Annotated in this window: 10 protein-coding genes and 5 pseudogenes; 11 read left to right on the forward strand and 4 right to left on the reverse strand. The window is 70.2% G+C overall.

The annotated features are described in order from the left end of the window. Window positions 1-18 precede the first annotated feature (18 nt). The 7 genes and pseudogenes from ACFJGX_RS11785 (at window position 19) to ACFJGX_RS11815 (ending at window position 5012) form a co-directional block, all read left to right on the forward strand. Window positions 19-1275: a hydantoinase/carbamoylase family amidase gene (locus ACFJGX_RS11785; protein ID WP_382328422.1), complete on the forward strand. Its 1257-nt coding sequence runs from the start codon at window positions 19-21 to the stop codon at window positions 1273-1275. A gap of 11 nt (window positions 1276-1286) precedes the next feature. Continuing rightward, a pseudogene (gene pyrC / locus ACFJGX_RS11790) lies at window positions 1287-2337 on the forward strand (dihydroorotase). A 47-nt stretch (window positions 2338-2384) separates the two neighbouring features. Next, complete coding sequence (locus ACFJGX_RS11795; protein WP_382328424.1) at window positions 2385-2522, forward strand: hypothetical protein; 138 nt, start codon at window positions 2385-2387, stop codon at window positions 2520-2522. A gap of 7 nt (window positions 2523-2529) precedes the next feature. Then, window positions 2530-3450 (forward strand): helix-turn-helix domain-containing protein, encoded by a 921-nt coding sequence (locus ACFJGX_RS11800; RefSeq protein ID WP_382321165.1) that lies wholly within the window; start codon window positions 2530-2532, stop codon window positions 3448-3450. Then, window positions 3450-4130, forward strand: coding sequence for an orotate phosphoribosyltransferase (locus ACFJGX_RS11805; protein WP_382328426.1), 681 nt, complete (start codon window positions 3450-3452; stop codon window positions 4128-4130). The genes ACFJGX_RS11800 and ACFJGX_RS11805 overlap by 1 nt, the downstream gene beginning before the upstream one ends. A 15-nt stretch (window positions 4131-4145) precedes the next feature. Continuing rightward, window positions 4146-4472, forward strand: coding sequence for a hypothetical protein (locus ACFJGX_RS11810; protein WP_382321159.1), 327 nt, complete (start codon window positions 4146-4148; stop codon window positions 4470-4472). Between the two features lie 15 nt (window positions 4473-4487). Beyond that, window positions 4488-5012 carry a DNA-binding protein gene (locus ACFJGX_RS11815; protein WP_382321157.1) on the forward strand — a complete coding sequence of 175 codons (525 nt, stop codon included), beginning with the start codon at window positions 4488-4490 and terminating at the stop codon, window positions 5010-5012. A 27-nt stretch (window positions 5013-5039) separates the two neighbouring features. Here the strand turns inward: ACFJGX_RS11815 and ACFJGX_RS11820 are convergent, their stop codons facing one another. Beyond that, window positions 5040-5747 (reverse strand): DUF899 family protein, encoded by a 708-nt coding sequence (locus tag ACFJGX_RS11820; protein WP_382321154.1) that lies wholly within the window; start codon window positions 5745-5747, stop codon window positions 5040-5042. A 103-nt stretch (window positions 5748-5850) separates the two neighbouring features. Here ACFJGX_RS11820 and ACFJGX_RS11825 point away from each other — a divergent pair. The 3 genes and pseudogenes from ACFJGX_RS11825 to ACFJGX_RS11835 all read left to right on the forward strand — a co-directional run bounded on the left by ACFJGX_RS11825 (window position 5851) and on the right by ACFJGX_RS11835 (window position 9488). Beyond that, window positions 5851-7052 (forward strand): annotated as a pseudogene (locus tag ACFJGX_RS11825) (FAD-dependent monooxygenase). A 191-nt stretch (window positions 7053-7243) separates the two neighbouring features. Beyond that, window positions 7244-8235 (forward strand): annotated as a pseudogene (locus ACFJGX_RS11830) (Bug family tripartite tricarboxylate transporter substrate binding protein). A 77-nt stretch (window positions 8236-8312) separates the two neighbouring features. Further along, window positions 8313-9488 (forward strand): acyltransferase family protein, encoded by a 1176-nt coding sequence (locus ACFJGX_RS11835; RefSeq protein WP_382156041.1) that lies wholly within the window; start codon window positions 8313-8315, stop codon window positions 9486-9488. Between the two features lie 20 nt (window positions 9489-9508). On the opposite strand, the pseudogene metE reads toward ACFJGX_RS11835, so the two are convergent. Next, window positions 9509-11801: pseudogene (gene metE / locus ACFJGX_RS11840) on the reverse strand (5-methyltetrahydropteroyltriglutamate--homocysteine S-methyltransferase). Window positions 11802-11911: 110 nt separating this feature from the next. On the opposite strand from metE, the pseudogene ACFJGX_RS11845 reads away from it, so the two are divergent. After that, window positions 11912-12801, forward strand: a pseudogene (locus ACFJGX_RS11845) (LysR family transcriptional regulator). Here ACFJGX_RS11845 and ACFJGX_RS11850 read toward each other — a convergent pair. Beyond that, complete coding sequence (locus ACFJGX_RS11850) at window positions 12770-14485, reverse strand: ABC transporter ATP-binding protein/permease (protein ID WP_382328428.1); 1716 nt, start codon at window positions 14483-14485, stop codon at window positions 12770-12772. The pseudogene ACFJGX_RS11845 and the gene ACFJGX_RS11850 sit on opposite strands and share 32 nt — an antisense overlap. Next, the gene (gene fhuF / locus ACFJGX_RS11855) at window positions 14482-15228 is read right to left on the reverse strand and encodes a siderophore-iron reductase FhuF (protein ID WP_382321144.1); all 747 of its coding nucleotides are present in this window, start codon (window positions 15226-15228) and stop codon (window positions 14482-14484) included. Before fhuF ends, ACFJGX_RS11850 begins: the two co-directional genes overlap by 4 nt.

Here is a 15228-nt window from a genome sequence, read left to right on the forward strand (position 1 = left end):
CCACCGCCGGCGACTGCCATGAACCTTGTTGAACTTCGGCCCCTGGCCGAAAAACTCTTTGCCGACGTCCGTGAACTCTCGTTCGACGGGGTGGGCGTGACGCGGGAAAGCTACGGCCCGGGCGAAACCGCCACGGCGGACTACCTGCGGGACTTCGCGCGCTCGGAGGGGCTGGTCGCGACCTCGGACCGGGCCGCCAACGTGGTGTTCTCGCTGCCGGACGCGCCGGTGGACCGGCCTTCGGTCTGGATCGGTTCGCACATCGACTCGGTGCCGCAAGGCGGCAACTTCGACGGTCTGGCCGGGGTCGTGGCGGGCCTGCTGTGCCAGGTGGCCCTGCGGCGCCAGGGCGTCAGTCCCGCGGTGCCCATCCAGACCATCGCCTTCCGGGGCGAGGAGAGCGCCTGGTTCGGCAAGGCCTACATGGGCTCCGGCGCCCTGTTCGGCAAGCTGGGCGCCGAGGACCTGGCGCTGCGCCAGCGCAGCACCGGCGAGTGCCTGGCCGATTGCATGAAGCACAGCGGCGCCGACATCGAGGCGGTCCGCGCGCAGGACGTGCTCATCGACAAGGCGGCGGTCAAGGCCTATATCGAACTCCACATCGAGCAGGGGCCGGTGATGGTGGCGCGCCAGCTGCCACTGGCCGTGGTCTCGGGCATCCGTGGCAACGTCCGGCACAACCGCATCGAGTGCCTGGGCGATGCCCAGCATTCCGGCGTGGTGCCGCGCTGGCTCCGCCATGACGCCGTCTTCGCCGTCTCCGATCTCGTCATGCGGCTGGACGCCCACTGGCGGGCCTTGCTGGAACGCGGCACCGACCTGGTGGTGACGGTGGGCGTCCTGCAGACGGACCCGGCGGAACACTCCATATCGCGCATTCCCGGCCAGGTGGGCTTCAGCCTGGAGGCGCGCAGCAAAAGCACGGACACGCTCGAAGCCTTCTACCAGCTGGTGCAGGCCGAGGTGAGCGCGATTGCCCGTGAGCGGGGCGTGAGCTTCCGCTTCGACCGCCGCCTGTTGAGCGAGCCCGCCACCATGGACGAGCGCCTGTGCGCCCTGTTGTCGCAGGCTTGCGCGGACCAGGGGGCGGCCTACGAAGTCCTGCCCAGCGGCGCCGGGCACGACGCCGCGCTGTTCGCCAACGCGGGCATTCCCAGCGCGATGCTGTTCATCCGCAACCAGAACGGCTCGCACAACCCGCACGAGTCCATGGACCTCGACGATTTCATGCTGGGCGTGCAGGCGCTCTCCGTCGCGGCCAGCCGCATCGCCTGAAGAGGCCGACCATGACCGACCTGATCACGATCCGACGCCCCGACGACTGGCACCTGCATCTTCGCGATGGCGACGTGCTGGCCAACCGTGTTGCCCTACACCTCAGGGTCGTTCGGCCGGGCGATGGTCATGCCCAACCTCCAGCCGCCGGTGACCACGGTGGAGGCGGCCCGCGCCTACCGCGAGCGCATCCTGGCCGCGGTGCCCGCGGGCGATCGCTTCATGCCCCTGATGACCGCCTACCTCTGCGACCATACGCCGCCCGACGAATTGCGCCGCGGCCACGAAGAGGGCGTGTTCAGCGCCGTCAAGCTGTACCCGTCGGGCGCCACCACGCATTCGGAATTTGGCGTGACGGACATGGCCAAGGTGGCGCCGGCGCTGGAGTGCATGCAGGCCATCGGCATGCCGCTGCTGCTGCACGGTGAGAGCACGGACCCGGCGGTGGACGTGTTCGATCGCGAGGCGGTGTTTCTCGAGCGCACGCTGCAGCCGCTGCTGCGCGACTTCCCCGCGCTGAAGGTGGTGCTGGAGCACATCACCACCGAAGAGGCGGCGCAGGTGGTGCGGTCCGATCACAGCGGGCGCCTGGGCGCGACCATCACGCCGCAGCACCTCCTGTTCAACCGCAATGCCATCTTCACCCAGGGCATCCGGCCGCACTTCTACTGCCTGCCGATCCTGAAGCGGGAGCGCCACCGGCTGGCCCTGATCCAGGTGGCGACCTCGGGCGACGCGCGCTTTTTCCTGGGCACCGACTCGGCGCCCCACGCGCGCGCGTTCAAGGAATCCGCCTGCGGCTGCGCCGGGATCTTCAATGCGCCCACCGCCCTGGCGGCCTACGCCACGGTCTTCGATCAGGCCGGCGCGCTCGATCGCCTGGAGGCCTTTGCAAGCCTCAACGGGCCCCGGTTCTACGGCCTCTCTCCCAACGAGGACACCCTCACCCTGCTGCGCGCGCCGCAAGCGGTGCCCGACAACGTGGCGCTGCCCGGCGGCGCGGCGATCCACCCTTTCCTGGGCGGGAGCACCGTGCCCTGGCAGGTGCGCCCGGCGCCATGAGCACGACCCCCTTTTCCCATCGAGCACCCACGGCCCGGAGCCTGCCCATGAATTCGTCCGTTCTTCCCCCTGGCATGCGGGTGCGCCGCCGAACGGTGCGCGGCGGGGACTGGCTCACCCGCCCGATGCCGGTATGTCTTTTCCAGCAGGTGCCCTATATTCTCTTTTTTGATTCGACCGAGTGAAAAAGAGATGAGCACACCCGTCTTGCCGCCAGCTTCCTCGATTGACTATGCGGACCTGGGCAACCGGCTCAAGGCCTATCGCATCGGCGCGTCGCTGCAGGCCGAGGATGTGGCCGAGCAGCTCGGCGTGTCGCGCGCGGTGGTGTACCGCATGGAGAAGGGCGAGATCGTCAAGATCGAGACCCTGGAAAGGCTGGCCCAGCTGCTGAACACGTCGCTGGCCTCCTTGCTGGGGGTGGAGGTCGAGTACTACTCGAACGCCCTGGGTCTGTTCGAACGCATGCGCCAGCTCGAGCAGACATCCGACCGCATCCTGGCCCACTTCGAACCCATTTCCTTGCTGCTGACCTCCGACGAGTACCTCACGCACCTGCGGGAAATGCTGCTCGAGGCCTCGCCGAAGTCCCAGGGCAAAGCGCGCCAGGGCGAAGTGGAGGACATGCTGACCATCCTGGCCGAGCGTCGGCGGTTCTTCGAGCAGCGCCGCATGAGCATCGTGAGCCTGATCGGCATGCGCGAGCTGGAGCGCTTCGTGCTGACGGGGCTGGTCGGGCGGGTCGATCTCCCGCACGAGGTCCGGATGCAGCGCGTGCGGGCCGCGCGCAACGAAGTGGTGCGCATTGCCGATCTGATGGAGAGCGAGCCGCTGAATGTGCAGATCGGCCTGATCGACGATGCCATGCCCTCGTCGACCTTCCAGCTGTTCTCCGGGAACCAGCGCACCGTGCTGGCGGTGAGCCCTTTCCGGCTGGGCGAGTTGCCCAACGTGCGCAACGGCATTGCCACCGTGACCGCCTCACCCGAAGCCGTGCGCCTGTACGAGGACATGATCGGCCGCCTCTGGAAGAGCGCCTACAAGGGCCGCACGGGCGCGCAGCGCTTGCGGCGCCTGCTGGAGCGGGTGGACCCATTGACGGAGTCGCCATGATGCCCAACCCATCCTCCGCCCACGCGGTGGCCGAGCTGCTGATCGAGGCGGGCTGCGTCAGCTGCCGAACCGATGAGCCTTTCCGCTTGCCATCGGGCTGGGCCAGCCCGGTGTACATGGATTGCCGGCGACTGATTTCGTTTCCGCGGACGCGGCAGGTGCTGCTGGAGCAGGCCCTGGCCCGGCTTCGCGCCGCCGGCGCCCTGGAGGGCCTGGCCGCCGTGGCGGGAGGAGAGTCCAGCGGCATCGCTTTCGCGGCCTGGATGGCGGATGCCTTGAACCTGCCCCTGCAATACGTTCGCAAGCGGGCCGTGGGCCAGGCGCAGGTGGAAGGGGTGGTGGCGCCCGGCTCGGCGGTGCTGCTGGTGGACGACCTGATGGCCGCGGGCCTGTCCAAGCTCACCTTCTGCCAGGCACTGCGCGCGCGGGGTGCCGTGGTCCGCGACGTCTTCGTGGTCTTCGACTACGGCACCTTCGATGCCACCGCGATGCTGCACGCGCACCAGATGCGGGTCCATGCCCTGTGCACCTGGCAGGACGTGCTGGATGCCGCGCGCGGGCGCGATGGGTTCGACCCATCGGCCCTCGCGGAATGGGCCGCATTTCTTCGAACCCCGGGGGCGTGGTCCGAGGCCCATGGTGGCATCGCATCCTCCCCCGTGTCCCCTGTCCCCGCTTAAAGGAGAACCTCCGGCATGACTTTTCAACACATCGCGCAGACGTTTGCGCAGGGCCTGGCGGGAACCGACCAGTTCAAGGCGTTCTACAAAGGCGCGTTCGCCCTCATGAAGACGGATCCGGACAACGCCGCGCTGTATTTCGTGGTGGGCGTCGCGGCCCACTCCTATGTGCAGAAGTTCGAAGACCAGGCGGTGGACCCCGCGCAGGCGGACCAGGCCAAGGCGACGCTCGACGCGTTCAATGCGCGCTTGCTGGCGTCGCTGTCCCAGTCGCCCGAGGAGCGCCTGGCCGCGGTGAGCGCCGTGGCGCTCGACTACGAGTGGAACGTCCAGGCGTTCTGAACGTCCCCGGGTGCCATGGCCGTCATCGGCGTCATGGGTTCGGGCTCCCGACCCTGGAACCGGCTCGCCAGACCACTGGGCGCGTGGATCGCCGAGGCCGGCCACCACCTGCTCACAGGCGGTGGCCAGGGCGTGATGGCGAGCGTGGGCAAGGCGTTTCACGAACACCCCGGCCGGCGCGGTTGCGCCATCGGGGTGCTGCCCACCCTGGCCGACCCCGAGCACGGTTTTCGGCCGCTGGAGGGCTACCCCAACGCGCATGTCGACATCCGGATCGTCACGCCGCTCCCGCGCCGCGCCGCATCCGATCCACCCGAGCTGCACACGCGCAACCACGTAAACGTGCTGAGCAGCGACGTCGTCGTGGCCTTGCCGGGTGCGCACGGCACCCGCGATGAGGTGCGCCTGTGCCTGGCGTTCCACAAACCCGTCATCGCCTTCGGGCCGCGGGCGCAGTTCGCGGACATGCCGGGCGAGCTGTTGGTCGTGCAGCGCCTCGAGCGCGTCGTCGCGTTCATCGAAGACCGGCTGAAAGCCTGATCCCTTCGCCCCTCGGCAAGCGCGCGTTCAGGCGCCGTTGCCATAGTCCAGTCTGGGGTACCAGTCCGTGCCGCGCCCGCCCGGCGTGAGGTCCAGGATGTTCCACAGCGGCGTGGGGTCGGGCGCGCCGCGCGGGTCCTGGCCCGGGTCGGCCGTGCCGCCGAGCTCGGAGCCCCAGAAGTGCCGCACCTGGCCGTCGCGCCGCACCCAGACATCGAGCGCGGGCCACTCCTCGCCATTGGGTGCCAGGCCCCGGTAGTCGCGCGCGAAGCGGTCGCCCACCGTCGCGTAGAACTTCAGGTTCTTCCAGCCCCGCTCGCGCGCGAAGGCCAGTTGCCGCTCCACCGGCGAGCGGCCGATCACCGCCAGCGCCACGCGCTGCGAGAGGTCGCGCGCGGGAATGTCGAGCGAGCCGATGAACGCGGTGCACATCGGGCAGGGCCGCTCGCGTTGCGGCCCGTACATCCAGAAGTAGGTCACCAGCGTGTCGTGCGCGCCGAACAGCGCCTTCCAGCCCACCGTCTTGCCGTTCTCGTCGCGGAACTCGTAATCGGCCGCCACGCCGCCCGGCGGCAACGCGCGCCGCTGCGCGGCCACGCGCTCGATGTGGCGCCGCAGTTCGATCTCTTCGGCCAGCAGCGCCGTGCGCGCCGTGCGGTACTCGCTGCTGTCGTTGGGGTAGGGCTGGCTGGCCGCCCGGGCCAGTTCGGTGGCGGGCTGGAGCGAGGCGGTCATCGGAGGTCCTTTCCGGGTGATCGAAGTGCCAGCCTATCGCGTTCCCCCAGCCTTGTTGGTGCGCTACCTCACGCAGCCCGGCCGGGGCGGCACAATCGCGCGCATGAACCAACAAGTGATCGTGGCGGGCGGTGGCATTGGTGGACTGGCTTGCGCCCTCGCGCTGGCCCGCGCGGGCGTGCGCTCGGTGGTGCTGGAACAGGCCGAGGCCTTTGGCGAGGTGGGGGCGGGCCTGCAGCTCGGGCCGAACGCGGTGCGCGTGCTGGCCGAGTGGGGCCTGATGGACGCCCTGCAGTCCTGCGCCGCGTTGCCGGAGGCGCTGCGCGTGCGCGACGCGCACCGGGCCAACCAGCTCGGCCACCTGCGCCTGGGCGCCCTGGCGCTGGCGCGCCACGGGCAGCACTACGCCACCCTGCACCGCGCCGACCTGCACGGCCTGCTGCTGAGCGCGGTGCAGCGCCGGCCCGAGGTGCAGCTGCGCCTGGGCGCGCGGCTGGCGAGCTGGACGGAAGAAGGCGAGGGCGTGCAGGTGGCGCTGGAGGAGGGCGAGACGCTGTCGGGCGAGGCGCTGATCGGCTGCGATGGCCTGTGGAGCCGGGTGCGCGCCGGCCTGCTCGGCGGGCCGCCCGTGCGCGCCACCGGCCACCTGGCCTACCGGGGCATGGTGCGCTCGGTGGACCTGCCCACGCCCCTGCGCGCCAACCTGGTCACGGCCTGGCTGGCGCCGCGCCTGCACGTGGTGCACTACCCGGTGAAGCAGGGCGACTGGTTCAACCTCGTGGCGGTGGTGCAAGGCCAGCTGCCGCCCGGCGACGACCCCCAGGGCTGGACGCACGAGGCCCACGCCAGCGACCTGCGGCGCGCCCTGGGCCCGGCCTGCGGCGAGCTGATGGCCATGGTCGCGGCCGTGCCCGACTGGACGCTGTGGCCGCTGAACGACCGGCCCGCCTTGCGCGGCCCGCACGAACAGGCGCGCGGCCGCGTGGCCCTGCTGGGCGACGCGGCCCACCCCATGCGGCCCTATTTCGCGCAGGGCGCGGCCATGGCATCGAGGACGCCTGGACGCTCGGGCGCCTGGTGCAGGACCGCGAGGCCGGCAGCGACTGGGCGCTGCGGCTGTCGCGCTACGCCCGGACCCGCTGGCAGCGCAACGCGCGCGTGCAGAAGCTCTCGCAGCGCAACGGCGTGGTCTTCCACGCCCAGGGCATGCTGCGTTGGGCGCGGGACTCCGCCATGAGCATGCTGGGCGAACGATTGCTGGACAATACGTGGCTCTACGACGGACCGCCCGAGCCGATGAGATGATGAGACACCCCCCTGCGCCGCTGCGCGGCTTCCCCCCTCCGTGGCGCGCCTCCGGCGCTTCGAGGGGGACGGCATCTCGGGCCGGCGCAGCCGGACCCTTGATGCCTCTGGAGGGTGCACTTCTTTCGTTGCGGCTCGCGCTCCGGAGCAGTGAGAATCCTTGTGCATCCATCCCGAAACCAGAGGCAGACATGAACTTCCAGAACACCCCCGTCACCCGCCGCCATGCCCTGGCCACCGCCGCCGCCGTGGCCGCTTCCACCGTGCTGCCCAGCGCGCACGCCCAGGCCGCCTGGCCCAGCCGGCCGCTGAAGATCATCGTGGGTTTCCCCGGCGGTTCCTCGCCCGACCTCACCGCGCGCCTCCTCGCCGAGCCGCTGCAGCAGGCCCTGGGCCAGCCGGTGGTGATCGAGAACCGGCCCGGAGCCGGCGGCAACATCGCCGCCGCGGCGGTGGCCCGCGCCACCGACGACCACACCATCGGCCTGATGATCAACGGCAACATGACGATCGCCAAGATCCTCAACCCCGACACCACCTACGACCCGATCACCGAGCTGGCCCCCGTCTCGCTGATCGCCGTCGCGCCCCTGGTGCTCAGCGTGCCCGCCAGCGTGGCCGAGAGCGGCGCGGCCTACATCGCCGCCGCGCGCGCCTCCGGCGACAAGTGGAACTACGGCACGCCCGGCGTGGGCACCGTGGCCCACCTGGGCATGGAGCTGCTCAAGAGCCGCGCCGGCATCGCGCCGGTGCACGTGCCGTACCCGGGCAACCCGCAGGTCATCACCGCCATGCTGGGGGGCCAGGTGCAGATGTCGCTGCTGCCCCCGGGCCTGGCGATGCCGCAGGTGACGGCGGGCAAGCTCAAGGCCATCGGCGTCACGTCGACCGGCCGCAGCAGCCTGGTGCCCGGCGTGCCCAGCCTGAGCGAGGCCGGCGTGCGCGACTTCCAGCTCGAGATCTGGAACGCCGTGGCCGCGCCCAACAGCCTGCCCAAGGCGCACGTGAACCGCCTGGCACCCTGCTGACCGAGATCGTGCGCCGCGAGGACATCCGCCAGAAGATCTTCGGCCAGGGTTGGCAGGTCGCCGGCACCGGCCCCGAAGGCCTGGCGCGCCGCATCAAGAGCGACACGGCCGCCATGGCCGAGGTCATCCAGCGCAACCACATCCGCCCGGGCTGAGCGGCTGCTCCCCGCCGGCTGGCGGGGTCTCGCGGGTGGTGGCGCGAACGCCCACGAACTGCTAATGTCGCGCTCTCATGAGTGAACACGCTGCGCCCGCGCCCGTTGGGGTCCGCCTCCACGCGCTGGACAACCTGCGCGCCATTCTCATGTGGCTGGGCATCGTGTTGCATGTGGCCGCGGTCTACACGACGCACCCCATGCCCAACGTCTGGCTCGACGAGCAGCGCACGGCCTTCGCCGATGCCCTGGTGAGCTTCATCCACGTGTTCCGCATGCCCGCCTTCTTCATCCTGGCGGGTTTTTTCGCGGCGCTGCTGGCCGAATCGCGCGGCCCGGGCGGCCTGCTGCGCAACCGGCTCGCGCGCCTGGCCCTGCCGTTCGCGATCTTCTGGCCCATCCTGTGGGTGCTCACCAGCCTGGCGGCGCTGCTGTTCCTGAACCGGCTGGCGCTCAACCAATGGGGGTTCGACCTGGCCGTGGCCGCGAACGTGCCCGACCGCGGCATCAGCACCATGCACATGTGGTTCCTGTGGCTGCTGCTGTGGTTCTGCGTGATCACCGCCGGGCTGATGCGCCTGCCCCGGCGCTGGTTCGCGCCCGCTGGCGCGGTGCTCGCCTGGGTGGCGCGCCGGCCCTGGGGCTTCGCGCTGCTGGCGCTGCCGCTGCTGGCCGCCACCGCCGGCTACCCGCGTGGCTTCATCGTGAACTCGGGCTCCTTCCTGCCGCCGTGGAACGAGTGGGTGCACTACGGCGTGTACTTCGGCTTCGGGCTGATGCTGCATGGGCAGCAGGCGGTGCTGTTCGCGCAGTTCCAGCGCCGCTGGGGGCTTTTCGCGGCACTCGGCCTGGGGTTCTACCTGCTGTCCGGCCTGGTGACGCAGCGCCACGGCCCCATGCTGCTGGGCGCCTACAGCTTCCATTGCGCGGCCTGGCTCTGGGCCTTCGCGTCGATCGGCCTGGCCTTGCGCTTCCTGCAGTCGCGCCACAGGGTGCTGGGTTACCTCGCGGAGAGCGCCTACTGGGTCTACCTGGTGCACTTCCCGTTCACCATCCTGTTCGGCGCGCTGCTGTACCAGCTGCCACTGCCCGCCCTGCTCAAGATCGCCATCAACATCACGGCCACCACGCTGGTCTGCCTGGGCAGCTACCAGCTCTTCGTGCGCCACACCTGGATCAGCCAGCTGCTCAATGGCAAGCGCCACCCCCGGCCCCGGCGCGACCTGCCCGGCGCGGCCGGCGGCCTGGCCTGATCCCGGCCGGGGGGCTGGCCTCAGGCCGATGCGCGCAAGGCCCGCGCCGCGGCCACCATGTTGCCCAGCGCCGGGATGACCTCGGGCCACTGGCGGGTCTTGAGCCCGCAGTCCGGGTTCACCCACAGGCGCTCGGCGGGGATGCGCCGCGCCGCCTTCTTCATCAGCTGCACGATGTGGTCCTGCGTGGGGATGTTGGGCGAGTGGATGTCGTAGACGCCCGGGCCGATCTGATTCGGGTAGTTGAAGTGGTCGAACGCGTCGAGCAGCTCCATGTCCGAGCGCGAGGTCTCGATGGTGATCACGTCGGCGTCCATGTCGGCGATCGAGGCGAGGATGTCGTTGAACTCCGAATAACACATGTGGGTGTGGATCTGCGTCTCGTCGCGCACGCCGTTGGCGGTGAGGCGGAACGATTCCACCGCCCAGCCCAGGTAGTCCTGCCATGACGAGCGGCGCAGCGGCAGGCCTTCGCGCAGCGCCGCCTCGTCGATCTGGATCACCCGCACGCCGGCCTGTTCCAGGTCCAGCACTTCCTGGCGGATCGCCAGCGCGAGCTGCTGGCAGGAGACCGAGCGCGGCTGGTCGTCGCGCACGAAGGACCAGTTCAGGATCGTGACCGGCCCGGTGAGCATGCCCTTCATGGGTTTGTCCGTGAGCGACTGCGCGTAGGTGATCCATTCCACCGTCATCGGGCGGGGCCGGGCGATGTCGCCGAACAGGATGGGCGGTTTCACGCAGCGCGAACCGTAGGACTGCACCCAGCCGAACTGGCTGAACGCATAGCCGTCGAGCTGCTCGCCGAAGTACTCCACCATGTCGTTGCGCTCGGCCTCGCCGTGCACCAGCACGTCCAGGCCCAGCGCTTCCTGCTCGCGCACGCTGCGCGCGATCTCGGCCTGCATGGCCGCGCGGTAGCCCGCCGCGTCGAGGCGCCCGGCCTTGAACTCGCTGCGCGCGTGGCGGATCTCCGCCGTCTGCGGGAACGAGCCGATGGTGGTGGTGGGGTAGGCCGGCAGCTTCAGCAGCGCGGCCTGCCGCGGCGCGCGCTCGGCATAGGGGCTCTGGCGCTGGCCGAGGCGCGCGTCGATCGCCGCGACCTCGGCCTGCACCGCCGGCTTGTGCACGCGCGCCGACGCCCGGCGCGCCGCCAGCGCCGCGCGGTTGGCGGCGAGTTCGTCGCGCACGGCGTCGCGGCCTTCGTTCAGCGCGCGCCCCAGCAATTTCAGTTCATCGAGCTTCTGCAGCGCGAAGGCCAGCCAGGACTTCACCTCGGCGTCCAGCTTCTGTTCGCTGCCCAGGTCCACCGGCACGTGCAGCAGGGAGCACGAGGGCGCGATCCACAGCCGCTCACCCAGGCGCTGCGCGAGCGGCTCCAGCCAGTCCAGCAGTTCCGTGAGGTCGGTCTTCCAGATGTTGCGCCCGCTGACGACGCCCAGCGACAGCACCTTGTGCGCGGGCATCAGGTGGATCAGGGGCAGCACGTCGTCGCGCGCGTCCAGGGTGTCGATGTGCAGCCCGGCCACCGGCAGGTTCGCGGCCAGGTACTTGTTCTCCAGCAGGGGGCCGAAGTAGGCTGCGCAGCAGCAGCTTGGTGCGGCAGATTTTCAGGTGGTGGTAGGCGGTGTTGAACGCGTGCTGCCACTCGGCGTCGAGTTCGGTGACGAGCAGCGGTTCGTCGATCTGCACCCACTCCACGCCCTGCGCGGCCAGCGCGTCCAGCAGCTGCGTGTAGACCGGCAGCAGGCGCGGCAGCAGCGCGAGTTTGTCGCTGCCGTCCTTGGCCTTGCCCAGCGCCAGGTAGGTCACCGGGCCCACGATGACCGGCTTGGCCTTCACGCCCTGGGCCTGGGCTTCGGCGAGCTGCGCGAGCAGGCGCGAGGCGTCGAGCTGGAAGTCGGTGGTGGCCGTGAACTCGGGGACGATGTAGTGGTAGTTGGTGTCGAACCACTTGGTCATCTCGCCCGCGGCCACGCCGCCGCAGCAGGCACCGTGCTCTTCCACGGCCTGGGCCGAGCGGCCCCGGGCCACGCGGAACAGGTTGTCCAGCGCATCACCATGGAAACCGCTCACGCGCTGGGGCAGGTTGCCCAGCGTGAAGCTCATGTCCAGCACCTGGTCGTAGAACGAGAAGTCGCCCACGGGCACGAAGTCCAGGCCGGCCTGGTCGGCCCAGTGGCGCTGGCGCAATTGCGCGCCGAGCGCCTTCAGGGCGTCGCGCGAGGACTCGCCCTTCCAGTAGGACTCGAGCGCGAACTTGAGTTCGCGCCGGGCGCCGATGCGGGGAAAGCCGAGGTTGTGGAGGGTGGTCATGGGCCGCTCTGAGGTGGAAATTGAAAGGAAAGAGCGGCGGATGGTAGGCAAATGGATCGATGAAGTAAAATGGTCTTATCTCACGTATTCATGAATTTCACTCATTCATCATGCTGGAACGCATCCATCTCGCCGTGGTGCAGGAAGTCGAGAAACAGGGCTCGCTGACGGCGGCGGCCGAGGTGCTGTGCGTCACGCAATCGGCGCTGAGTCACAGCATGAAGAAGCTGGAGCAGCAGCTGGGCACCGACATCTGGCTGCGCGAAGGCCGCAGCCTGCGCCTCACGCAGGCCGGGCAGTACCTGCTGGCCGTGGCCGGGCGCGTGCTGCCGCAGCTGGACCAGGCGGAAGACCAGCTGCGCCAGTTCGCGAAAGGCGAACGCGGCAGCCTGCGCATCGGCATGGAATGCCACCCGTGTTACCAGTGGCTGTTGAAAGTCGTCTCGCCCTACCTCGCGGCCTGGCCCGACGTGGACGTGGACGTGAAGCAGAAATTCCAGTTCGGCGGCATCGGCGCGCTGTTCGGCCACGAGATCGACCTGCTGGTCACGCCCGACCCGCTCTACAAGCCCGGGCTGCGCTACGAGCCGGTGTTCGATTACGAACAGGTGCTGGTGGTCGCGCGGGGCCATGCGCTGGCCGGGCTGCCCTACGTGAAGCCCCGGCAGCTCACGCAGGAGGTGCTGATCACCTACCCGGTGGAGACCGACCGCCTGGACATCTACAACCAGTTCCTGCAGCCCGCCGGCATCACGCCGCGGCGCCACAAGACCATCGAGACCACGGACATCATGCTGCAGATGGCTGGCGCAGCGGCCGGGGCGTCGCGGCCCTGCCGCGCTGGCTGGTGGAGGAGTACGCGGCCAAGGTCGACGTGGTGCCCGTGCGCCTGGGGCCGCGCGGCATCGCCAAGCAGATCTTTCTCGGCGCGCGTGAGGCCGATCTGCAGACCGACTACCTGCAGGCCTTCATCGAACTGGCGCGCCGGCGAGCGCAATGACCCGGGTCGGGCTCAGCCACGCCGGTGCCTCGTGAGCCAGGGCCACGATGGCCATGGCCGGCAGCTCGCGCCGCAGCAGCCCGTAGAGCCGCCGTCCTTCATCGGCCGGCAGCGAGCTGAAGGCCTCGTCCAGCCACAGCACATCGGGGCGCACGAGCAGGGCCCGCGCGATGCCCAGGCGCTGGCGTTCGCCGGCGGAGAGCGCTTCGTTCCACGGCGCGTCGGTCGACAGCGGCTCGACGAGCCGCTGCAGCCCGACCGCCTCCAGCGCGGCCGCCGCCGACGCGAGCGGGACCTCGGCCGCGTCCATCGGGTACAGCAGGTCCTCGCGCAGGCTGCCGCCCAGGGGCAGGTAGCTCTGCTGCTGCACCACCCAGGGCCGCAGGAAGCCGCTGGCCGCCTCGCCCGAGGCCAGTGGCCAGGCGCCCATCACGGCGCGCATCACGCTGGTCTTGCCCGCGCCCGGCGCGCCCACGATCAGCAGCTGTTCACCGGCCCGCACCTGCAGCGCATCGACCTGGGCGATGGGCGCTCCGTGGCCGGGCGCGCCCACGCTCAACCCCCGCACCGACAGACCCTCCGCGGCGGTGGGGGCGATCGGCAAGGCCGTGCGCGCCTGGCGGCGCTGCTCGATCGCCGCCTCGAACTCGGTGAGCCGCTGGATCACCGCGGCGGCTTCCGCGATCGTGGTGTACGAGGTGATCAGGTACGACAGCGCGGTGCGCACGTGCGCGAAGGCCGAGCCCGCCTGCATCAGCACGCCCAGCGTCATCTTGCCGGCGAAGTACAGCGGGCTCATGATCATGTAGGGGAAGACCAGCGAGGCGTGGCGGTAGCTCATGGTGAAGAACGAGAGCGAGCGCTGCCGGCGCATCAGCGCGAAGGTGTTGCGCATCAGCGCCTCGAACCGGCGCGCCAGCCCGGCGCGTTCCCACGCTTCGCCGCGGGCCAGGGCAATGGCCTCGCCGTCGTCGCGCACGTGCACCAGCGCGTAGCGGTAGTCCGCCTCGCGCCGCTCCTGCTCCACCTCCAGCGGAATCAGCGGGCGGCCGACGAGGTGCGTGATCACCGTGCCGACGATCGCGTAGGCGAGCGCGGCCCACACCAGGTAGCCCGGCAGGTCCCACGACAGACCGAGCGAGGTGAGTGGCGCCTTCGCCGACAGCTCCCACAGGATGAACACGAAGGACGCCAGCGAGACCAGCGCGCCGATCAGGCCGACGGTGAGCGAGATCGCCAGGCGCACGAACGAGCGCACGTCCTCGGCGATGCGCTGGTCCGGGTTGTCCGGCCCGTCGCCCATGACCTGCAGGCGGTAGTGCACCGGCCCGTCCAGCCAGCGCGCGGCCAGCCCGTCGCTCATCCAGCGGCGCCAGCGGATCGACAGCCATTGCGTCACGTAGGTCTGGAAGGTGTTCACCAGCACGAAGCCGACGCCGATCCCGCAGTAGATCCACATCTGCCGCATGAACTCGCCGCCGTTGCGCTGCTGCAGCGCCTCGAAGAAGGCGCCGCGCCAGTGGTTGATGGCGACGTCGATGCCGACCATGGCCAGCTGGAGCGCGATCACGCCGATGAACAGGGCGCGGGCCATGGCCCGCTCCGATGAACCGAAGTACGGCCGCGCCAGGCGGATGCCGTCCTTCAGGGAGCGCCACAGGCTGCGTTTCGATGGGGTGGTCATGGGGGTCGGCACGCGCTGTTGGACGCGTTGAGCAGGGGACTCGGACAGGTGGTGCAGAACACGCGGTCCGGCACCAGGTAACGCATGCAGCAGATGCGCCGCATGCGGTGCACGCCCTCGGCGCGCGGCAGGTAGATCACCGGGCGGTGCAGGGGGGTGGGCATCTCCAGCCACTCGCGCGCGGGCGCCAGGCCGCGCAAGCCGGGGTGGGTCTCATCCAGTCGGCGGATGAAGGCCTCGAACAGGTTGCCCGCGTTGCTCCACAGCACGCGGCGCGTGACGCCGGTGCGCTCGGCCATCTGTTCGACAAAGGGCACGAGGTGCTGGTGCAGGAATTCGTGCCAGGACGTGTCGGGGTCGCCGGCCTCGCCGTCGGGTTCGCCCGGCGCGGGCAGGCGCAGGCAGAGCGTGCGGCCTTGCGCGTCCTGGTCGAAGCTCACGCCATCGAGCGCGGTGGGCAGGCGCCGGCCCATCAGCACGCGGCCGATGAACCAGGCCGGCATCACGATGGCGAAGTGCCATTTCGACCAGATCGACGCCACCACGCGCGCGTCGGTCGCGCCGTGCGCGGCATCGAAAAACCGGCGCACCCGGGCCAGGTGCGCCGGCGTCATCAGCGCCTGCACGCCGACGGTGTGCTGTCCGTCCGGCGGTGGCCCGATGCCGAGCCGGCCCCGGAACGGCGCCATGGGGCCGCCGAACGCGGCGTCGAGCTCGGCACCGTCCCAGGGCGAGGCCATCAT

It is taken from the genome of Hydrogenophaga sp. UC242_50, assembly GCF_042697355.1.
GTDB lineage: Bacteria > Pseudomonadota > Gammaproteobacteria > Burkholderiales > Burkholderiaceae_C > Hydrogenophaga.